General features: G+C 44.6%; 14 protein-coding genes and 1 pseudogene. 6 read left to right on the forward strand and 9 right to left on the reverse strand.

The genetic code is table 11. From position 1 onward, the window contains the following. Nucleotides 1–312: 312 nt before the first annotated feature. The 8 genes from F6K38_RS07515 to F6K38_RS07550 all read right to left on the reverse strand — a co-directional run bounded on the left by F6K38_RS07515 (nt 313) and on the right by F6K38_RS07550 (nt 7,066). On the reverse strand, nt 313–960 hold the full coding sequence (locus F6K38_RS07515; protein ID WP_287356396.1) for a Uma2 family endonuclease: 648 nt from the start codon (nt 958–960) through the stop codon (nt 313–315). A gap of 43 nt (nt 961–1,003) precedes the next feature. Then, nucleotides 1,004–1,135, reverse strand: coding sequence for a hypothetical protein (locus F6K38_RS07520; protein WP_287356398.1), 132 nt, complete (start codon nt 1,133–1,135; stop codon nt 1,004–1,006). A 148-nt stretch (nt 1,136–1,283) separates the two neighbouring features. After that, nucleotides 1,284–2,018, reverse strand: a complete 735-nt coding sequence (locus F6K38_RS07525) for a Uma2 family endonuclease (RefSeq protein WP_287297493.1) — start codon at nt 2,016–2,018, stop codon at nt 1,284–1,286. Nucleotides 2,019–3,249: 1,231 nt separating this feature from the next. Beyond that, complete coding sequence (locus F6K38_RS07530) at nt 3,250–3,414, reverse strand: hypothetical protein (protein ID WP_154659900.1); 165 nt, start codon at nt 3,412–3,414, stop codon at nt 3,250–3,252. 380 nt (nt 3,415–3,794) lie between these two features. Beyond that, nucleotides 3,795–3,983, reverse strand: a complete 189-nt coding sequence (locus tag F6K38_RS07535; protein ID WP_287356400.1) for a hypothetical protein — start codon at nt 3,981–3,983, stop codon at nt 3,795–3,797. 255 nt (nt 3,984–4,238) lie between these two features. Further along, entirely contained in the window at nt 4,239–5,588 is a 1,350-nt protein-coding gene (locus F6K38_RS07540) for a glycosyltransferase family 4 protein (protein ID WP_502709570.1), read from the reverse strand. Nucleotides 5,589–5,632: 44 nt separating this feature from the next. Next, the gene (locus F6K38_RS07545) at nt 5,633–5,860 is read right to left on the reverse strand and encodes a hypothetical protein (RefSeq protein WP_287254284.1); all 228 of its coding nucleotides are present in this window, start codon (nt 5,858–5,860) and stop codon (nt 5,633–5,635) included. A gap of 129 nt (nt 5,861–5,989) precedes the next feature. Next, nucleotides 5,990–7,066: a glycosyltransferase family 4 protein gene (locus F6K38_RS07550; protein ID WP_287254282.1), complete on the reverse strand. Its 1,077-nt coding sequence runs from the start codon at nt 7,064–7,066 to the stop codon at nt 5,990–5,992. Between the two features lie 1,941 nt (nt 7,067–9,007). Between F6K38_RS07550 and F6K38_RS07555 the strand changes: the two genes are divergently transcribed. From F6K38_RS07555 to F6K38_RS07580, 6 genes and pseudogenes are all read left to right on the forward strand, one after another. Continuing rightward, nucleotides 9,008–11,797, forward strand: coding sequence for an SLBB domain-containing protein (locus tag F6K38_RS07555; RefSeq protein ID WP_287248466.1), 2,790 nt, complete (start codon nt 9,008–9,010; stop codon nt 11,795–11,797). A 204-nt stretch (nt 11,798–12,001) separates the two neighbouring features. After that, complete coding sequence (locus F6K38_RS07560) at nt 12,002–14,254, forward strand: GumC family protein (protein WP_287356402.1); 2,253 nt, start codon at nt 12,002–12,004, stop codon at nt 14,252–14,254. Between the two features lie 35 nt (nt 14,255–14,289). Further along, the gene (locus F6K38_RS07565; protein WP_287356404.1) at nt 14,290–15,657 is read left to right on the forward strand and encodes a metallophosphoesterase family protein; all 1,368 of its coding nucleotides are present in this window, start codon (nt 14,290–14,292) and stop codon (nt 15,655–15,657) included. 146 nt (nt 15,658–15,803) lie between these two features. Further along, nucleotides 15,804–15,984 (forward strand): annotated as a pseudogene (locus F6K38_RS44110) (hypothetical protein); the annotation flags it as partial. A 653-nt stretch (nt 15,985–16,637) separates the two neighbouring features. Further along, entirely contained in the window at nt 16,638–17,396 is a 759-nt protein-coding gene (locus F6K38_RS07575; protein ID WP_287356409.1) for a DUF4365 domain-containing protein, read from the forward strand. Between the two features lie 622 nt (nt 17,397–18,018). Then, the gene (locus F6K38_RS07580; RefSeq protein ID WP_287265406.1) at nt 18,019–18,573 is read left to right on the forward strand and encodes a CAP domain-containing protein; all 555 of its coding nucleotides are present in this window, start codon (nt 18,019–18,021) and stop codon (nt 18,571–18,573) included. A 269-nt stretch (nt 18,574–18,842) separates the two neighbouring features. Here the strand turns inward: F6K38_RS07580 and gcvP are convergent, their stop codons facing one another. Next, nucleotides 18,843–21,812, reverse strand: a complete 2,970-nt coding sequence (gene gcvP, locus F6K38_RS07585; protein WP_287356406.1) for an aminomethyl-transferring glycine dehydrogenase — start codon at nt 21,810–21,812, stop codon at nt 18,843–18,845. Nucleotides 21,813–22,105 lie beyond the last annotated feature (293 nt).

The following is a 22,105-nucleotide window of genomic DNA, read 5'->3' on the forward strand; positions in this document are numbered from 1 at the left end:
GAATTTAGAATGAAGAATTGAGAATGAAGAATTGAGAATGAAAAATTTAGAATGCGCGAATTTAGAATCGGGAGGCAAGTGTAGAACAGGCATCTTGCCTGTTGCCCAACCCTAGAACCGGCATCTTGCCTGTTTCATTTCCGGGCAGCCAGGATGGCCACCCCACTCCTATTCATTCCGCCCCTCAGCAATGCCCTTATAGCTGATACGCGACACGCTGATAGCTTACATTCAACTCACAAAATTTTCTGAATACGGCCTCTTGCCACTATTCGCGCATTCTAAATTCGCGCATTCTAAATTCCCGATTCTCTACTCCCTACTCCCTTCTTCTCCAAGAAGTCCCACAAATTCTCGCAGAGCTACACTAGAACCAAACTGCCATCCCTTATTAATGTATTGGGGAATTGTTTCTTTGACGGGGAAATTTGGGAAAATTTGGCTGGTTTGAACCTCTAAATAGCGGCCACTTTCAAATCGATAGATGTGAATTGTGTCCGCTTTGTAAATCCAAACTTCTGGAACAGCTAGGGGAATGTAGTCGTTAATATCAGTAATTGAAGTCAGGTCAATTTCTAGGGCGAGATCCGGTGGTGGATCTTGGCTCAGGTCTAGTCTTCGCTTTCCTAAAATTGCTTGGTAATTTTGGATGTAGAAACAAGCATCTGGCTCTACTCCAGGCATTCCCCCTTGCCTGAGGGTAATCGGATCAAAGCTCTGCCAATCTTTTCCTTCATAGCGTAGCAGTGCTTTAACTAAGTCAGTCAGTATATCAGCTTGGTTACCGTGTTCAGGAAGAGGAGCCATGAGCAAAATCTGATTATCTCGAAATCGCATGCGAATACTAGCCCGGTCACCAAGCTTTACCAACAGCTGCTCATAGTCTTCCCAAGTTCCTGGGAACCGCAATTGAGTTCCAGGAGCTAGATCAATAGTGGTTGGGGTGATGGTGGGCAACATATCGCAAAGGGAACAGGGAATTTAGAATTTAGAATGCGCGAATTTAGAATCGGGAATCGGGAATCGGGAATCGGGAATCGGAACCCACCCCTAACCCCTCCCAGGAGGGGAACGGGAATCGGGAGCAGGTGGAAGAAGAGTGGCAAGTGTAGAATAGGCATCTTGCCTGTTTCATTTTATTTAAAAGCTAATAGCTGATAGCTGATAGCACCTCAAGTAGCACCTCAAGTAGCGCATTAGCTGATAGCTTACCCTAAAACTCTTCCCCCTACTCCCTATTCCCTGTTCCCTGTTCCCAGATCCGCTGTTCCCTACTCCCTACATTACAAATCATCAGGATTGACCCCAAGGCTACGCAATCGTTCTGCCAATCGTTCAGCCCGTTGGTGTTCCTGTTCAGCCCGTTCTGCTGAAGTTGGAATCCAATTACCAGCTTCATCATACCAACGCAGCCACAACCCTTCTGTTTCTTGATATTTCCCCTGCCAAACTCCTAACCCTAATTCCAGCCTTGGAAACCAAAATTTCGGTTCAGAAAGTTCTACCGCCTGATACTGTATGGGCATTAATTGAAACACCCGGAACTGGTTGTCATAACGGTCAAAAACCACATAATAAGGAATCCGCATGTACTGCTCATAAGCTTGCCATTTAGTAGGTGGCTTGTTCGCAGACCTTAGGGTTTGTCCTAAATCTTCGGCTTCGGTACCTGGTGATAGGAGTTCCACCACTAAAAATGGGGCTATTCCTTCCTGCCAAACCACATAACTCCAGCGCAGGTCTAGTTGTTGTTGAGCGGGAGTCACACCCAATACCAGAAACCAATCCGGTCGCTTGTGCCATAACGAATTACGGCTATCGTAATATAAATTCAGGTCTGTACCAATGAACATTTCCTCCCTAGGGTAGTTGGGAGGTTGGCAGGTTTCTCGCAATAGTTGGGGTTGGAAGTCATGAAACTCGTCAGGCAAACCAGGCTCCTCTGGGTCTTCACTAGGTAGATCATACATAGTGGGCATAGTTTCCCTGGGAGGACGGGGTGGGTCAGTGTGGTACATGATCCTCTGTTGAACCTGATAGTTTGAGCATAGCATCTTGAGCTTTAGGGAATAGGGAGCAGGGAGTCGGGAATTTAGAATTTAGAATGCGCGAATTTAGAATCGGGAATTTAGTGCGTAGGGTGCGTTAGGGGCGGGCTTGCCCTGATTTTAAACCTCGTAGCCAGCGTTGGGATAGTCCGCCCCGTAACGCACCACCAAGTAGAATTTAGAATCGGGAATTGGGAGCAGGGGGGACAAGAGTGGCAAGTGTAGAACAGGCATCTTGCCTGTTGCCTCAACTGTAGAACAGGCATCTTGCCTGTTGCCTCAACTGTAGAACAGGCATCTTGCCTGTTGCCTCAACTGTAGAACAGGCATCTTGCCTGTTTCATTTCCGGGCAGACAGGATGCCCACCCCACTCCTATTCATTCCGCCCCTCAGCAATGCCCTGATAGCTGATAGCTAATAGCTGATAACTCACCCTAAAACTCTTCTCCCTCGGTGCGCTTACAGTCGTCGAATTAAATTCGCCACGGGTCGCACCGCTCCCGACTCCCTCGGTGCGCTTACAGTCGTCGAATTAAATTCGCCACGGGTCGCACCGCTCCCGACTCCCTGCTCCCTAAAATAATAGACACACAATCTCCCCCTTAATCACTTTCCTGCTGTTGACATCACAACTAATGAAAAGTGGTGTGGGGAGAGACTGAGATCAACAGGACCATCGAAGCCCACTCCTAAAACTTAAGGATCTAGATAGTAATAACTAGCTAGTATTTAATTTTAGTTCGTAGGGTGGGTTAGGCTGGGCAAGGATTTTGAGAGATTACCAATCAGTTTTTATCCGCGCCGTAACCCACCTTCTTTAAATTTCGCGCCTGACTACGGACGCTTTTTAATTAGCGCGGGTTGCCAATTTTATTTTTTAGATGATTTCCTAAACAAACCAGTCAAACAAACTAGTAAACTAAACTATTAGTAGTTAGGCTCCAATTAGTTATTCTTAGTAACTGATATCTGTCAGGATAATTTAGCAAATTGGTGAGATAATTTGTGGGATAATTTTGTTTAATCCTAAACATACTTTTATTAAACCATATAATCCCCATCCTACCCTTTATCTAGATATTAATAACTAGATAATAATATAGTTGTTAATTGGCTTTTATGAAATTAGTTAATGTAAGCATTCAGCTATCAGCTATCAGCTATCAGCTATCAGTTATCAGCTTATGGGCTATGGACAGGCTACTTGAGGTGCTTATGGGCATAGGGTAAGCAAAGGGAACAGCTTTTGAATAAGCGATGCAGAGGTGCGACCCGTGGCGAATTTAATTCGCCTACGGAAAACGCACCATTACGGTCTTGGGGGTTTCCCCCATGAGCGACTGCATCAAGACAACAGGTAAGCATTAGTTTAATCTGAGTTATGGAAAGCTGTTCGCGCAGCGTGAGCTTTTAGCTCACGGCTGACCGCTGACGGCTGAATGCTTACTAGTTAATTAATAACTTATATAGCACTACGCATTCAGATGTTTAACATTCCTAAACTCCGAAACTTAGTCATAGCTTACTTCTGACTTCTGACTTCTTACTTCTGACTTGCGCCTAGCGCTATAGCGAGCACCGATTGAAATAGATTATTTACTAAAGCCAGTCAAAAAAAATAGTCAAACAAACGCTTATGAGTTAGGCGTTAGGCACCAATTATTTATTCTTAGTAACTGAGATATTTCAGGACAATTGAGTAAATTGGTGGAATAATTTGTGGGTAAGCATTCAGCAGTCAGCAGTCAGCAGTCAGCAGTCAGCCATTCGCTACGCGAACAGTAGTGTGGCCATAAGCCATAAGCCTTTAGCTGATAGCTGATAGCTGATAGCTGATCGCTGATAGCTGATAGCTGATAGCTGATAGCTGATCGCTGATAGCTGACATTTGTGGGATAATTTTGTTTAATCCTTAATTTAATTTTATGGGACAATGTTTCCAGGAATTAATACTATCAAAAAACGGCGCATAAGTCAAGGTCATAAGGCAAAAGGCAATAGGCAATAGGCAATAGGCAAGCTAGTGCTGTAGGGAGCGGTTAGCGATAGCGTAACCCCACAAAAGCCTCACGCTTTGTTGGGTTTCGTTGCCTCAACCCAACCTACGCCATGATCTAAAGTCAGTCAACCAGGGGAAATTGCTTATCCTTTTGCCTCTTGCCTTTTGCCTCTTGCCTTTTGCCTCTTGCCTACTCCCTCGGTGCGCTTACAGTCGTCGAATTAAATTCGCCACGGGTCGCACCGCTCCCGACTCCCGACTCCCGACTCCCGACTCCCGACTCCCGACTCAAGGCTTCACAAAGAACCTGATCATACTGTTTAGCAATCACTTCAGGAGTAAAATTCTCTAGTAAATACTCACGACCAGCCTGACCTAGGGAGTTTACTAACTCCTGATTAGCGGCCAGAGAGCGGATATAGTCAGCCAGACCTTGGCTGTCTCCATTCACGAAGCTGGCACCGCACTTAGCCTTGGCAATCAGCTCAGTTAAGTACGCTTGAGGAGAGCAAATTACCGCCACGGGAACCCCAGCAGCTAACGCAGAGTAGAGTTTGCTAGGAGCCACTAAGGTTTCCATACCAGGAATCACACTTACTAAGGAGAGATCGCAAGCGGTTAATGAGTAAGGCAGCATGTCTTTGTCTTGGTAGGGCAAAAACAGAAAGTTAGTTAAACCTAAGCGCTTCACGTCCTCGATTAAGGCTTCTCGCTTCGCACCACTACCAATACAGACAAACTGAATCGGTTCGTCTTTCAGTAATTTAGCAGTCTCAAGAATCGTGTCGATATCATGGCAGCGCCCCATATTACCAGAGTAAAGCACCGTGAATTTATTAACTAAGTTGTGCTTCTGGGCAAACCAGTTATCTGGCTTGGGGAGTGGCACAATCACATCTGGGTTAGCCCAACTGTGAATCACTGCCACCTTGTTAGCCAATTTAGGACAGGTATCTATGACTCGTTGCTTCATGGCTGAACTAAGGACAATAATTGCCTCGGCTTTACGCCAAACCCGACGATTGAGACCTCTCCAAAATCGAGCCAAGGGATGATCGTGACCAATGACTCCTAACTCCACAGCAATGTCTGGATAAAAATCGTAAATTAGGCAAACATAGCGCATACCAAAAATCCTACGAGCCAGGTAGGCAACCACAGGGAAAAACGGTGGCGCAGTCGTTAATAACACCAAATTACGACGACGACAGTTTTTAACTAAGTGCAAGAAAGCTCGCACAGCGAAAATTAAGCCATTAACAGCTTTGCCACGAATCCGCTGAGGCCACAGTTGAGCTGAACGCGATCGCTTAATTTGTACTTTTCCCAACTTTTCATACCTTGGTGCAGTGGGAGTCCCAAAGGCATAGCCTGGTTGCCCAGTAAACACCTTAATGTCCATGCCTTGTTTGCCCAATTGCATCACTAATTCTTCGATTAGCTGCCCAGTAGCAGCATAGTCAGGAGGAAAAAATTGAGTTAGTACAGACAGCTGAACAGACTGCTCACTAAGTGTTGTTGTTGGTAAGCAGTCTTTCATATGTTTCGATGTTTTTGGTTGTTTAATTAGAACCATAAGTCCAGCTATAGTCTTTTCAGTTGGTTGAAGTATTTTTGTTTTACGGAGCAGGGACTGAGGCCGTAGGCCACGCGGGGCGCGTTCGGAGCAGGAAGCAGGGAATCGGGAGTCGGGAATCGGGAATCGGGAGTCGGGAATCGGGAATCGGGAGTCGGGAATCGGGAATCGGGAATCGGGAAGAGGAGGCACGCGGAGATAGCGCGCGGAGTATGGGGAGATGGCCAGATGGCCATCTCCCCAGCCATGCTTAAAATTCAGATGTAATAAGATCTGTAGCGTTTCTCGTACTAATCAGGTACAAAGAATTTTTTCTCTGCTCCGAAGTCCCTGCTCCGAAGTCCCTGCTCCGAAGTCCCTACTCCCTACTCCCTGCTCCCCACTCCCTGCTCCATGGAAGAGCCATGAACAGACTGCCATGCTCTCCAAATCACCAATCCCAGTAAAATCGTTGTACTACCGACAATTACCGGACTGCGAGGAAACTGAACAGAGACTAGGGCTAAACTGCCAGCCCATAACGTGAGGGCGTAAATCAGTAACACCGTTAGTCGATGAGACAAACCTGCCTTTAACAAACGATGATGGAGATGGCGTTGATCAGCCTGGAAAGGTGAACTGCCGTGACATAATCTCAGGGTAATCACAGCAGACATGTCTAAAAGGGGTACTGCCAAGACCAGAAAGGGTAAGAGGACTGTTGTAGCTACGGCACCATTAACCAATCCAATCACACTCAGGCTAGCGATAGTGAAACCGATGAAGTAGGAGCCACCATCTCCCATAAAAATTTGGGCTGGATTGAAGTTGTAGTACAAAAATCCTAATAAACTCCCGACTAATGCCGCACTAATTAGTGCTGCCTCGGTTTGACCGATGAACAAACTGAGGACGAAAATAATCACGCCAGCAATACCAGCGACTCCTGAAGCCAAGCCATCCAGTCCATCAATCCAATTAATCCCGTTGACAACCCCTGTCAGCCAGAGGACGGTAATAGGTAAGCTGAGCCATTCTAAGTGTGCTATTCCCACTCCTGGAAGACTTACAAAGCTAATCCGCACCCCCATTTTCCAAACTAAACTGGCAACTGCTGCTTGCAGTAACAAGCGCGTTAACGGCGATAAATTCACCAAGTCGTCTGTGACGCCAATCAAGAAAAAGCAGAAACTGCCGAGAAAAACTGCCCAAACCTCTAAGGTGACTTCAGGGGGAAAATCAGCCAACCCTCCTAGACTCCATACTAAAAACAGAGCGATTAAGGTGCTAGCACAAATAGAAATTCCCCCTAAACGCACCATCGGTTGTCGATGCACTTTACGCTCGGCTGGTAAATCCGTGTACTGATAGTTGATGGCAGCCGCTTTAACTAAAGGAATAGTCTTGAAAACAATTAAAGCCGCGATAATGAAAGCAAGTACATAATATCCAGGGGAAACCATGGTGTAATAGCATAAGAATTACTACATCTGAGAACCAGGATTACCTCTAGACCCTCGTATTATAGAAGCCTCTAATTATTCTGCAAGCTGATTTGCTTGCTCTAATAAACTTGGTAAATTTGCACAATTAGAAGCCATACAAGCATCTAGATTTTCCATAAGCTGTTGAATAGTCTGGATCTGCTAAGACCCAAAACAAAACCAAGTCCGTCACCTGCACCAGCAATATTTCTTACGGCGGTCGTAATTACCAGAGTGTAGTTCACTCCCAGGCAAAAGATTCAGTAATTAAGGTAAGATGCACTCAAAACCTGTTAATTACTCGGAGCCGATTATTTAGTGACTGTAGGAATAGATTTTATTCTCTGAGCTGATGAATAATCGGCTAGATTTTATTATCCGATACTTTCTACTCAAATTAACAATAACCTCAGGTTTTTTTTCAAAAAATCTATATTTTTTTTAAAATGCCATGACTTATATTTTTAATTAAAAATTGTTAGCGCAACCAAATCAAAAAATGATTAATTAAGATAAGATTAAATCAAAACCTGTTAATTACTCGGAGCCGATTATTTAGTGACTCTAGGAATAGAGTTTATCCTCTTAGCTGATGAATAATCTGCTCCCTTGGGTTATCCTATCACTTATACTAACCTTAAGGATAACATCATGATTAATTTAAAGTATTCTCTGAATAAAAATGTTATTAATCAGGTTAAGATAGGGATAAGAGAAGGAAAAGCTGCTTGATAAGCACTCGATATCCATTCGTGACCAGTTAAAACCGACTTAATTTGCTCAATCCGTAATTATCCTTAAAAATTAGGTAAATATGAAGTATTAAATTCACTATTACCTTCACTTTCATCCCGAATTTTGAGCCTAAAATTAATGATAAGTTTAAATTTTACCGATCGCCTCCCTAAAAATTATACCAATTCTTCAAAGGTGGACTACAGATGCAGATGGGAAGATGGGGAGATGGGGAGATGAAATTGATGTGTAGCGGTGTGAGCGCGAAGAATTGGTATTATATTTCTTGGCCAAGATTTAGAGACTATTTTAGAAATATAGCGTTTCTCATAGTAATCAGGTACACATAATTTTTTCCCTATTCCCTATTCCCTGTTCCCTATTCCCTGTTCCCTATTCCCTGTTCCCTATTCCCTGTTCCCTATTCCCTATTCCCATTAACCCAAGACGAAAGTACCTCACCCAAGGTCAAACTGCTATAATCAAGTATAATTACTTATTGACAAAAGAACCGTCACTTTAACGTCTTAGCAATGCTATCATCCGGGCAGGGTTCTCAATAGACTTCGCGGCAGTTGTCGGGAACAGGGAACAGCGGATCACCGGAACAGTGGACAAAAATTGACGCAAAGCGATGCAGAGGTGCGACCCGTGGCGAATTTAATTCGCCTACGGAAAACGCACCATTACGGTCTTGGGAAGGCAGCGCGGTCTTGGGGGTCTCCCCCATGAGCGACTGCCGTGGTTTCCCCCACTCGCTATTGCATCAAGAACACTATCAGAAAAATACTTTTGCAAGAGGTCTAATGATTGCAGCAAAAGAATCCTGTAGGGAATAATCCTGATAACTACACTAAGACCAGTATTAAGGATAGAGGTGCATTAACTTAGGTCCGTGACAGTTACCCTCAGCATCTCCCCGTAGTGACTCTTTAACTATATTTAGTTACTATAAGTAGTATTGAACTTTCAAAAGCTATTGGTAACAGCTCAACATTACTGCCAAGACAAAACTAACCCAAGTTAGATTAACAACGTTAGGTTAACAAATCCATAACTGGTTTTAGATAAATTTTTTTACTGTATAATCAGCAAATTTTCTGTTGCTGGATAAACCTTAGTGATCAAATTTTCGAGGTGCTTATTCCAAAAATTGGAGTTTGTTGAAGTCGATAAAATAATCTTATGCTTAGAGCCTTAGTACTGATTCCGATGTCAGCCGCCGCTAGCTATTCTTTAGGGTTTGGGCTGAGTAACAATTGGAATTACAACGATCATCCTATTGTCCAACTGATTTCTGGTGATCAATCAAGAAAGGTCAGTTACTCCAATCAAGGAAAAAACGATACCAATCTGCCAAAGTCACCAACCGTTACTTTACCACAAACGTTTGCTAAGCCAAAGTTTTCCCTTACCCAATCTCAGTTAAACCAAAGTAATTCACAGCCAACCCTACCAGGGCTCACCCGACAAACCGTTAGCCCAAAAAACTTTGCAAAGATTCAACCATCCCTTCCTCCTACAACCGTTATTCCGCCAGAGATAGTTAAAACACTACCGATTGATCGAATTGTTGCTCGCTCCGTTGGCGGTGATTTGCTCACAATGCGATTTGAAACAGTCGATGCAGCTCCAGTGAAAGTACCGAAAACACCGCAAGCTGAGATGATTTCCCCAATAGCTAAGGTGGAGAAACAAAAGAAATCGGAGTTAGGAGCAAATGCCAACAATACCAATAGACCTCTGGAGAAATTAACCTTTAGCTCAGAGGTGACTTGGGTTAATGGCTCGTTTTACCAGATGTCTAATCAAGCAGAGGATCATCCCGAGATTGTCTTTACAGTCGATGCAGCTCCAGTGAAGGTACCGAAAAAACCCCGAGCTCAGATGATTTCCACGTTTACCCCAGTTAGCCAAAGTTCCCTCCCTTTGCCAGGTGCTCCCACTCCAGAATTAGTGACAGCACAATCTGAAATACCAGCTCCAGGGATAGCTAAGGTGGAGAAACAAACGAAATCGGAGTTGGTAGCAAATGCCAACAATACCAATAGACCTCTGGGGAAATTAAGCTTTAGCTCAGACGTGACTTGGGTTAGTGGTTCATTAGACTTCTTTCAGAAGAGGGAACAGCGGATCTGGGAACAGGCAACAGTGAACAAGAATTCACGAAAAGCGATGCAGTCGGCCAAAGAGGGTTCCCAAGGGGTTTACAAGGTGCGGACGCAGGTGACCCACACAGCTCCTCCCCACTCGCTATTCCATCAAGAACAGTATCAGAAAAATACTTTTGCAAAAGGTCTATTGTCCCAGAGGTCTAATCAAGTAGAGGATCATCCTGAGATTATCCTTGCCGATGCCAACTTAGCTGCTTCTGGGAAGTTAGCTATGGTTACATTCAGGGAATTACTGCCTAATGGTGAACAGCTGAGGGAGATTCTACCTGCTCCGACTCTTGCTCAATCGACTATTGCTCAATCGACTATTGCTCAATCTACACCAACACCGTCCCAAGGTCAGTCGTCCCAAGGTCAGTCGTCCCAAGGTCAGTCCACAGAAACCCTACCTGTGCCCACCTTTGAGCAACCTACCCAGACACTACCATCGTCCCAAGGTCCCACAGAAATCGTACCTCTGCCGACCTTTGGTAAACCTACCCAGACACTACCATCCCCCTATCCTACTGATTTTACCACTCCTGTACCTGCTGTAGAGCCAGTTAGCCCCGTTATAGACCAGACTTATACCCTTGGTGCAGGTGATTTGATTCTAATTACTATTTTCAGGGTTCCGGAGTTTAGTGGCCAACAACAGGTTGGTGTGGATGGCTCTCTGAAGTTGCCCTTAGTTGGGAAACTGACCGTTGACGGCATGACCTTAGAAGAAGCCGAAATCGCGATCGCAGCTAAATATCAATCGGAATTGCGTTCTCCTGCGATCACGGTTAGTTTACTACAACCCCGCCCGTTACAAATCGCTATTTCTGGGGAAATTAAACAACCAGGCTCCTACGTTTTACCTTTAATCAATAATGCTCAGTTTCCCAGTCTCGCTCAAGCGGTGCAGCTTGCTGGAGGTATGACCCAATCGGCGGATTTAGAGCGAGTCGAAATTCGGCGTACTCAACCTTCTGGTATCACCGACACTATTACCGTCAATCTCTCACAACTGCTGCAAGCAGGTGATTTGAGTCAAAACCTGATTTTGCGGGATGGGGATGTAATTATGATTCCAACCACCACTGAGGTGGACTTAGCCAAAACCGCTCAACTCGCAGCGTCTAACCTGGCTAGCACTGAGGAAATATCTGATGTTGCTGTGGTAGGGGAAGTCTTTCGACCAGGCGCTTACCGCCTAGAAGGAGGACAAAACGGCACTAGTCGCCCCACAGTTAGTCAAGCGATTCAAACCGCCGGAGGCATTAAACCCTCAGCTAACGTGCGGGAAATTCAAGTGCGTCGCCCCACTCGCGATGGCACAGAACAGCTGATTAACATTAACCTCTGGAAATTATTACAAGATGGCGACCTCAGTCAAGATTTGGCCTTGCAAAAGGGAGACACAGTGATTATTCCTACTGCCACAGAAATTACCGCCGTAGAAGCTGCTCAAATTGCCTCGACTAACCTTTCTCCAGATGTAATTCGGGTCAATGTTGCTGGAGAAGTGAAACAACCAGGAACAGTCGAAATGCCATCTAATACCACTCTTAATGAAGCGTTGCTTTCTGTGGGTGGATTTAATGAGCGAGCAGAAAAAATTGTGGAGCTAATTCGTTTTAATCCTGATGGTAGCCTAACGCGAAGGGAAATCGAAGTCAATTTTAAACAAGGAATTGATCCCCAAACTAACCCTCTGCTATCCCAGAACGATATTATCATTGCTGGTCGCTCCAGTTATACCCAAATTACTGATACCATATCTAACATTTTAGAACCAATTTTAAAAATTTTTAATCCTTTACGTTCCTTGTTTTAAATTAGATCTATATAAATACCTTAAAAAGTATTGATAATAAAACCATTAAAAATTATTTATTATTAATCCTGAATCATGACTGCTGAATTATAAATTTTAGAGCTTTTAATTGAAGGTGCCATATCTCTGTATAACCGGTACCAACAAACTCTTGTGTAGTCAACTGTTCTAGCATCCCCTTGATTAAATTGGAAGCGAAACTCAATGGTTCATAACTTTTCTCCCTCTCCTCCCTCAGTTCCGAGTAGTAACGGTAGCTTTCCCCCTTTACCTCAAGGGTCACCGTGGTTAGAATCAGAAGACAGTGAGTGGGATTTGGGCCGTTGGTTTGCGGTGGCGCGACGGCGAGGAGTAGTCATTGTAGGGGTAACAGTGACAGGGATATCCTTCGTCATCCCGAGAACTTTAAATGAAGAGCCAAGTTACCAAAGCAAATTTCGGATTTTAGTAGAGCCTGTTAATGCTGAAAATGACTTAGGCAATTTAACGCCTGGTTTAGGGAACCAAAACATTAAATCTAGTTTAGACTACCAAACCCAAATTCAAGTCCTGCGTAGTCCTGAGCTAATGGAAGTAGTGCTCGCAGAAGTACAAAAAACCTATCCCGAAATTAGTTATAATTCCCTAATTGGCAATTTAAAAATTACTCGCTTAGGGAAAACTAAGATCTTGGAAATCAGCTACCAGGGAAACGATCCGGATCTGATCCTCACTATTTTAGAGCAATTAGCCAAAGTCTACCTGAACTACTCCCTGAACGAGCGCCAGACTAACTTACGCCAAGGGATTCAATTCATTGAAAACCAGTTACCATCTTTACAAGCCAGGGGAAATGAACTGCAAAACCAATTACAAGCCTTTCGAGAGCGATATCAGTTTACTAACCCAGACAGCCAAGCTGAACTAATCGCTTCTCAAATTACCGCCTTGAAGCAGGAAAACTTAGCCCTTGAACAACAATTAGCTAAAAGCCGCTTCAATCTTGGTTCTCTACAAGAAGAAACTGGGGCTGTGGCCGCTCTTAGCGAAGCTCCACTATATCAGCAAATTATTGGTCAGTTAAGAGAGGTGGAAACGCAAATTGCTGCGGAATTAACTCGCTTCCAACCACAAAGCACGGCGATTCGACTTCTGCAAAATCAACGGCAAAACCTCCTGCCGATCCTAGAGCAAGAAGCAGAGCGAATTTTAGGATCCAAGTTAGCAGAAGCTGTAACTGAAGTGCAAAGGCTTGAAACCCAACGTCAAACCTTATTAGTTGCCCAAAAACAGCTAAAACAACAGGCTAAACAAATGCCTGCTTTAACCAGACAATATACCGACTTAGAGTTAGAAATACAAATTGCTACTGAGGGGTTAAACCGTTTTCGGGCTACCTGGGAAACCTTGCAAATCGAAGCCGCCCAAACTGAGATTCCTTGGGAAGTAATTGAAGCCCCAGTTCGGCCAGTGGCTCCCATCTCTCCTAATATCCAACGTAGTCTAACCTTGGGAGCTGTAGCTAGTCTTGCTGTAGGCATTGGTGTTGCTTTAATATTGGAAAAATTAGATCACGTTTATCACACTGCCCTGGAACTAAAACAGCAAAGCAAACTCCATTTGTTAGGGAATATCCCCATTAATAAACAAATAGCAGCAACGCCAAGTAATAACTCCCTAGCCAAAGTAGGAGGTTTATTGTCTAAACCTTTTACGTGGCTAATACCAGCTTTGAAGCAAAAATCAACGCCTTACATCTATTATGGGGACTCCCAATCCTCACACTTTTTGGAAGCCCTACGAGTACTCTATACCAATATTCAATTACTGAGTTCAGACCGCCCAATCCGTTCTCTGGCAATCAGTTCAGCTCTGCCTGGGGATGGTAAGTCAACCATTGCTATTTACCTGGCTCAAACAGCGGCAGCCATAGGGAAAAAGGTGTTATTAGTTGATGCAGATTTGCGTAAACCCCAAGTTCATCCAAGATTGCAATTATCCAACCAGTTGGGATTAAGTAATTTAATTCTCCAAACCCTATCCCCTGAAGACGTAATTGAGCAAAAGTTACCTGTAGCTGGCTTATCAGTCCTAACCTCAGGTCAACTTGTTCCAGATCCTACCAAGCTGATATATTCCCATAAAATGACACAATTGATGGCAGGTTTCCACGAAACCTTTGACCTCGTAATTTATGATACTCCCTCAGTTTTGGGATTAGCAGACGCTAGCTTGCTTACTTCTCACACCGATGGGTTGATTCTGGTAAGTCGCATTGGGAAAACAGATCGTTCTGCTCTGACCCAAGCTCTTGAGAATCTGAAACTGTCTCAAATTCACGTTTTAGGCATTGTTGCTAATGGTGTTAAAGGTGACTCTATTAGCCCTTACAAGTACTACAAATCCGGTTACGGAAACAATCACAAAGAACAGGATTGGGAGGAGGAGGAGAACCTTACCCCGACATTGTTCAAGTAAAAGGGAATCGGGAATCTACCTCACCTATTTTAAACATGCTATATGACCCACCTATTGCTACTAAAATCGCTACAATCAACCAGTGCTTATGCTGGCGTAATCCTGGGATTATCAAGGAGGGAATTGACCAAACTCAGTTAGTGCTTGATGATGGTGAAAATGAACGTCCAGACTTTTCGTTTCTAGTCCTTGGGGATACGGATTCAGATACGAAATATGGAGAGAAGCTGCAAGCACAAATTGCTCAACAATTACGTGAGCACATGGATACTTGTTGCTTTACGTTACACACAGGGGATCTCGTTTATCCCTTTGGGTCGGGTGAGTTTTATCTGGAGAAATTTCTTAAATTCTACCGAGAGGTTTTTGGTATTAGGAGTCCTGTCAAAAAAACTGACACTACTCGACTAGTCTTTAATCACCCGATTTTCCCTGTACCAGGAAATCATGATTACTATGACCTGACTTTTCTGCCCAGATTATTTGCTCAGTTAAGTTTACCTCTACGCCGTTGGTTAAAATCTCAGTTAGGGTTGACGCTAGGTTGGGATAGTTCTAACCAAGGCAAAGCCTATGCTCAAGCTTTTCTTGATTGCTTGAGTCAACCTCACAAGCGCAGTAATTTAGCTGAGTACCTCAACCAACACTATACGGCCAAGACCGAAACGGGAAGATGCCTGCGCTACCAACCTGGTCACTTTACCCGCTTACCCAATCGCTACTATACCTTTAGATATGGTGGCATTGACTTTTTTGCTCTTGATTCCAATACCTTTTGTAGTTCTGACTCTTCGTCTAAACCTAAGGCTGCTCCTGACCGAGAGCAACTAGACTGGTTACAGCAACGGTTAATTGATTCTTGGCATGATCCTCAGGTAAGGGGACGAGTGATCTATCTTCATCACTCTCCCTATTCAACAGAAACAACCCGATGGGAGCAGCCAGATGCGATCGCAGTTCGTGGCCATTTACGCCAAGTATTCGCTCAGGTGGCTGCTGCTCTTGGTTCCCTACCGGAAAAACGCCCACTGGTAGATTTCATCTTAAGTGGACACGCCCATTGTTTTGAGCATTTGCGTACCCTTGATACTAAACATGCTGACTCCAATTTAAATTGGCTGGTCTGTGGCGGCAGTGGTGCTGGTTTGCGGCGTCAGCGCAAAGATGGGGTTGAACTGATGGAAATTAGTGGGGGAGGTTATGTTCAAATGGTGGCGCGATCGCTTTTATTTATCGGACGCAAAGGTAAAGGCAGAACAGTGCGCTCTCCTCATACTTTCCTACGGATTGATGTACATAACGGTGTTCCCCCTAAGTTTGTAATTCGGCCATTTGTAGTTGAGAAACTCCAGAATCAGTGGAGTAGTAGTGCCATCAAACCCTTTGTGATCCAGAATTTATAGTAGTTCTCAATGCTAGCTCCCCATCTCCCCATCTCCCCATCTCCCCACACTTCCCATACTTCCCACACTTCCCACACCTCCCACACCTCCCACACTTACCTGTCTTAATCTGGTACTATTTATATAGTCATAGGTCAAAACAACAAATGAGTAAACTGCGCAACATACTAATGGGTGCTGGTATAGCAGCAGTAGGTGCGGTCGGAACTAAAATGGCTGTGGATTATTTCCGCAACCGTGTTGGCGTTCATCTATACCGATGAGGGTCGTAAGATGGTGGCTAGCGTGGGATATACTCCTGATGCAACGGATTACAATATCAATTTAGCTTGCGGCAAAAGAAGCCCCATAACTGCGATCGTGTTACGTGAGTGTGGGGGACGAAACCTTGTAGACGGGAGCCAAACTAATCGGTAGGTTATGAGTAATAGTTTTAAGTTGTCTGAAATAAGGCTCCCGTCTACTTACGGTAATTCCAGGGATGAATTTTGCACAGGGTATGCATGGAATTGCTATAATATATTTACTGATAAACAAAGCCGTTCGCGTAGCGTGGCCTACGGCCTTAAATGCTGGTTTGTTAGCAAAACAGTCTTAAAAAAAAGACCAAGAAAATAGAGCGGCAGCGATGCAGAGGTGCGACCCGTGGCGAATTTAATTCGACGACTGTAAGCGCACCTAAGCGGTCTTGGGGGTTTCCCCCACTCGCTATTGCATCAAGAGAGGGCAGTCCGTTCTTAAAGCCCAGCGCCTCCTAAGCAATAGCTGGATTGGCGCTTGTTGCCTACACTGATTCTATAGAATCAGTGTAGGAGCTGTCACACAGCACACCCTTCGCTGTTGAAGTGAATGGGGAACAAATTACCTCCGGTCAAGATCAAACTGGCGGAGCTGATGAAGTGGATTTTGTCCTAGCTGGTAGTTAAATCGGATTTTTCATTGGATAATCTCTGAATAATAAAAGCGATCGCTTGTCTACGGTGATAAGCGATCGCTTTTATTTCAAGCTAAACTATGATGATCTATACCAATTGTCATCAGGAGTGAGGTACACAGGATTTTTTTCCACTCCCGACTCCCTCGGTGCGCTTACAGTCGTCGAATTAAATTCGCCACGGGTCGCACCGCTCCCGACTCCCGCGCAACCCAGAACGAAAGTACTGACCCAATTGAAAACTGCTGTAAGCTATAGAGTAAACCATTTTTATTCCTTCCGGTCAATGAATAAAAATAAACGACCGAGAGAACAAATTATTGCTGATCTCAGTATCAATTATGTGGAACGATATATATTCTTATGTGGTTACTCAGTAGAACGAGTTGAGCTTGAGTACACTTATGGTTTTGACCTGATTATCTTTACCTATGATGCCAATTGTGAACTTGAAAATGGTAAAATTTACGTCAAGCTAAAGGCAACGGATTTTCTGAGCATGCTAGCCGCCGACCAAGAAACCATAGGCTTTCCCCTAGGACGCTCAGACATAGAGCAATGGTTAAAAGAACCAATGCCATGTATCCTAATTGTATACGATGCTCAAATCGATCTAGCCTATTGGCTGTACTTGCAAGCCTACTTTGAAAACTGGGAAAACTTTGACCCATGGCAAATGGAAGGAACGATTACGGTTAATCTTCCTAAAAAGAATATTGTCAATCAAGATGCCATTAAAAAGTTCGCTCGATATAAAAATGATGTGCTGCGACAGTTACCGGGAGTAATTCGTCATCGTGCTTAGAAAAGTTATTTTTCAAGAGTGTCAGCAGTCAGCATTCAGCCTTCAGCTATCAGCGGTCAGCTATCAGCGGTCAGCTCTGAGCAGATCAAAAAAATGATTACCTGTTTTCTTGATGCAAAGCGCGAGTGGGGGAAACCCCCGCAGGTCGGCGCTGCATCGCTTGTTCAAAAGCATCTCAAGTAGCGTGGCACAGGCTTCTAGCCTGTGAATTAGCCCATAAGCTGAATGCTGATAACTGATAACTGATAGATGATAACTGATAACTGATAGATGATAACTGATAGATGATAACTGATAGATGATAACTGATAAATAATAGCTGATATAAATTTAACTATTAATAGTTATAAAAAGGCATGATAATCAAGGAATGAAAATGCGATCGCCTTTCGGCCACACTAAGCGATTGGCCTTTCGGCCACGCTACGCGAACGCACAAAACCATCCTCTGGGAAATTCCCATAAACCTCAAAATTAGGGAACCTTTTCAGGGGAGGCTTAGTCGATAGATAGAGCAATCCCCTTGAAAAGCTGAATCGGATTGCTATATATATCTAGCGCCATATTAATGGCTACCGGGTGCAATCAGATCTGTTGCAGATATTGACCCATGAGGTAATTTATGCATAAAATCCATTTTTGGGCAATTGCTCCGCTTAGTTTGCTCGGATTATTTGAAATAGCGCTTCAGTCTAGCTCAGTTCTGGCTAACCCTTACTCCAATAACACTCTCCAGAGAGGTTCTCAGGAGCAGATAACTGTGCTAACCAGTAGCTCATCCTTAGCTAAATTCAATACTGAGTTGCTTGGACTAACCAATGCTGAACGGCGAAAAGCTGGCTTGCCACCATTACAGCTTTCTGCTGAGCTAACTCAAGCCGCACAGCTACACGCTGAAGATATGGTGCGCAATGGTTTTTTCAGCCATACTGGTTCAGATGGTTCTAAAATAAGCGATCGCGCTAAAGCAGCAGGTTACCTCTATTCCTATGTTGGTGAAAACATTGCCGCAGGTTACCCGACTCCTGCTCAAACCATTAGGCAATGGATGAAAAGCTCTGGTCATCGCCGTAATATACTCAAGCCTCAGTATCAAGAAATTGGCTTTGGTTATGTCAGCGACCCTTCCAGTCCCTATCGCCACTACTGGGTGCAGGTGTTTGGTTCCCCTCGTTAATACTCAGTCGGGAGTCGGGAGCGGTGCGACCCGTGGCGAATTTAATTCGACGACTGTAAGCGCACCGAGGGAGTCGGGAGCGGTGCGACCCGTGGCGAATTTAATTCGACGACTGTAAGCGCACCGAGGGAGTCGGAATCCTCGTAAACCCCCTTAATAAGTAAGGGAGTTATATCATGTCAGGATAATTACCCTTAATAAAAATCTCCCCATCTCCCCACACCTCCCACACCTCCCACACTCCCCACACTCCCCGCTTGACTCTGGGGTTAGATATATGCCTCCATCCCTTCACAAGAACAAACCAAATTCCTATCCCCAAAGGCATTATCAATGCGCCCTACCACAGGCCAAAACTTGTGTTCCCTTAACCAAGGTGCCGGGTATGCCGCTTCCTCACGGGTATAGGGATGGGACCATTCACTGACCATCAAGGCTTCTGCAGTATGGGGAGCATTCTTCAGCTGATTGTCGGTTTGGTCTACTTGACCCGATTCAATTGCTTCAATTTCCTGGCGGATGGCAATCATGGCATCACAGAAACGGTCGAGTTCCTCCTTCGACTCACTTTCAGTAGGTTCCACCATCATTGTCCCCGCTACAGGCCAGGATACCGTTGGAGCATGGAAACCATAATCCATCAGGCGTTTGGCAATATCATCCACTTCGATGCCCGCAGACTTTTTAAGCGATCGCAAATCCACAATACACTCATGAGCCACTAATCCATTGTTCCCCTTGTACAGAACAGGATAGTAAGGGTCTAACCGCTTAGCCATGTAATTAGCATTAAGAATAGCTACCTTAGTCGCCTCAGTTAACCCCCCACTCCCCATCATGGCAATATACATCCAGGAAATAGGTAGAATGCTGGCACTTCCCCAAGGTGCCGCAGAAATGGCACCAATAGATAAATTTGAAGGTTGAGGCTGTAAGGTTTTGGGCAGGAATGGTACTAAGTGAGGCATCACCCCAATTGGTCCCATACCAGGTCCACCCCCACCGTGGGGAATACAGAAGGTTTTGTGCAGGTTCAAGTGACACACATCTGCCCCAAAGTCCCCCGGACGGCACAGTCCCACTTGGGCATTCATATTCGCCCCATCCATATAAACCTGTCCCCCATGGTTGTGGACAATGGCACAGATCCCTTTAATCTCTTCTTCAAACACACCATGGGTAGAGGGATAAGTCACCATCAGAGCAGCTAGGTTTTGGCTATGGTGCTCGGCCTTATTCCTCAAATCATCTAAATCAATGTTGCCCATCTCATCACAAGCAACAGCCACCACCTTTAAACCAGCCATCACCGCACTGGCGGGATTGGTTCCATGGGCAGAAGTAGGAATTAGACAGATATTGCGATCGCTTTCTCCCCGGTTTTCATGGTACTTACAAATAGTGAGTAATCCTGCATATTCCCCTTGGGAACCAGCATTAGGTTGAAGAGAAATGCCAGCAAAGCCAGTAATTTCTGCTAACCATTCTTCCAGCAGCTGGAATAGAATTTGATATCCCTGAGTTTGGGAGACCGGAGCAAACGGATGAATCTTACCAAATTCCGGCCATGTCACTGGCATCATCTCAGCAGTGGCATTCAGCTTCATGGTACACGAGCCCAGAGGAATCATCGACGTGTTTAGAGCCAAATCCTTACTTTCCAGGCGGTGCAAATAGCGCAGTAACTCCGTTTCTGAGTGATAGCGGTTGAATACTGGGTTGGTTAAGTAGGTACTATGGCGAGCAAACGGTTCATTAAAATCAGCTGCCACCTTACGTGTTACCTCAGCCGCCAACTCTTCCACAGTAAAGAGTAGGGATGCACTGCTTGGTTCCCCTAAACTTGCAAAAATTTCCCACAAGTCTACTAAATCCCTAGCCGTCGTTGTCTCATCCAGGGAAATCCCGATAGTAGTTGAATCAATAATACGTAGATTAATTTGACGTGCTTCAGCTGCTTCGATAATTTCTGACACAGAGCGATCGCTTAATTCTACGCGCAAAGTATCAAAAAACGGTTCTGAGCTAATACTGTAACCTAAGCGTTTAAGTCCCTCCGCTAGGATAACCGTTAATTGATGAATTCTCTCGGCAATACGTTTGATGCCTTGTCGCCCATGATAAACTGCATACATTGAAGCTATCACGGCCAAAAGCACTTGCGCAGTACAAATATTGCTTGTGGCTTTGTCACGACGGATATGTTGTTCACGGGTTTGCAGTGCCAAGCGCAGTGCTGGTTTACCATTAGCATCTTTTGACACACCAACAATACGTCCTGGTACTTGCCGTTTATAAGCTGCCCGAGTAGCAAAATAAGCTGCATGAGGTCCCCCATATCCTAGGGGAACACCGAAGCGCTGGGTGCAACCTATGGCAATATCAGCCCCAAATTCTCCAGGGGGTGTAAGCAGGGCAAGGCTTATAATATCAGCTGCCACAGTTACTAAAGCTTTAGCACCATGAGCCTTATCAATAAATTCCCGATAATCGTATATGGTGCCATCCGTTGCTGGGTACTGAAGCAGAGCTCCAAAAATCTCTTGGTCAAATTCAAAGGTGCGGTGGTCACCAACAATCACCTCAATGCCCAAAGGTCTAGCCCTGGTTTTTACCACTGCGATAGTTTGGGGATGACAGGTTTGGGAAACAAAGAAATGTTTGGCTTTCGTTTTACACAGACCATAGCTCATGCTCATCGCTTCCGCTGCTGCTGTTCCTTCATCCAGCAAGGAAGCATTAGCAATTTCCAGACCAGTCAAGTCTATAATCATAGTCTGGAAGTTGAGTAGTGCTTCGAGTCGTCCCTGAGCAATCTCTGCTTGATAAGGGGTGTAAGCTGTGTACCAACCAGGATTTTCTAGGATATTCCGTTGAATTATAGGTGGGGTAATGCAGTCGGAATATCCCATGCCAATGAAAGACCGGAATACTTGATTCTTAGATGCAATTTCTTTTAGCTGAGCTAGGGCAGCATACTCGCTTTGGGCTGGTGGTAACTGCAGGGGTTGATTAAGCCAAATAGCGGCGGGTACAGTTTGCTCAATCAGGCTGTCTATACTGGATATACCCAGGACGTTGAGCATTTGCTCTATTGAATCTGGATTTGGACCTATGTGTCGATTGACAAAAGCATCGGTAGATGGTAATATTTGCGATGCGGAAAGAATAGGGTCAGATTTCAGCAACGACTGAGTATTTGCTCTATTTTTTTGATCCTGGATATCCAAATTCTGCATAGTAAACCCATTTGTGAATTAAGCAGCGAAGGAGGGGGTCACTTTTGAGGGCTGTGACCCCCTAAGTTGGTAAATCTATAGATACACAAAGCCCGGATGTATAACTAAAGAGATTTAGACCTAAAGCAATTTAGTTCTAAATATACACTATGAAAACCTAGGATACTACAACCTAGAGGTATTGCTAGATTGGTTCTAGATACACAACTTTATACAGCCGGGTTTAGTTATGACAACCCTACTGATCAGATTTTTACCAAAAAATTTGGGTCATTAGCCCCGTCCTTCCAGGA

Origin of the sequence: Moorena sp. SIO3B2, from assembly GCF_010692525.1 — a bacterium.
GTDB lineage: Bacteria > Cyanobacteriota > Cyanobacteriia > Cyanobacteriales > Coleofasciculaceae > Moorena > Moorena producens.

Bases quoted from the DNA above. Each gene is read 5' to 3' on its own strand.
- F6K38_RS07515 (WP_287356396.1), bottom strand. From the start codon at position 960: ATGTTGCCCACCATCACCCCAACCACTATTGATCTAGCTCCTGGAACT.
- F6K38_RS07520 (WP_287356398.1), bottom strand. From the start codon at position 1,135: ATGAAACAGGCAAGATGCCTATTCTACACTTGCCACTCTTCTTCCACC.
- F6K38_RS07525 (WP_287297493.1), bottom strand. From the start codon at position 2,018: ATGTACCACACTGACCCACCCCGTCCTCCCAGGGAAACTATGCCCACT.
- F6K38_RS07530 (WP_154659900.1), bottom strand. From the start codon at position 3,414: ATGCTTACCTGTTGTCTTGATGCAGTCGCTCATGGGGGAAACCCCCAA.
- F6K38_RS07540 (WP_502709570.1), bottom strand. From the start codon at position 5,588: ATGAAAGACTGCTTACCAACAACAACACTTAGTGAGCAGTCTGTTCAG.
- F6K38_RS07545 (WP_287254284.1), bottom strand. From the start codon at position 5,860: ATGGCCATCTGGCCATCTCCCCATACTCCGCGCGCTATCTCCGCGTGC.
- F6K38_RS07550 (WP_287254282.1), bottom strand. From the start codon at position 7,066: ATGGTTTCCCCTGGATATTATGTACTTGCTTTCATTATCGCGGCTTTA.
- F6K38_RS07555 (WP_287248466.1), top strand. From the start codon at position 9,008: ATGCTTAGAGCCTTAGTACTGATTCCGATGTCAGCCGCCGCTAGCTAT.
- F6K38_RS07560 (WP_287356402.1), top strand. From the start codon at position 12,002: ATGGTTCATAACTTTTCTCCCTCTCCTCCCTCAGTTCCGAGTAGTAAC.
- F6K38_RS07565 (WP_287356404.1), top strand. From the start codon at position 14,290: ATGCTATATGACCCACCTATTGCTACTAAAATCGCTACAATCAACCAG.
- F6K38_RS07580 (WP_287265406.1), top strand. From the start codon at position 18,019: ATGCATAAAATCCATTTTTGGGCAATTGCTCCGCTTAGTTTGCTCGGA.
- gcvP (WP_287356406.1), bottom strand. From the start codon at position 21,812: ATGCAGAATTTGGATATCCAGGATCAAAAAAATAGAGCAAATACTCAG.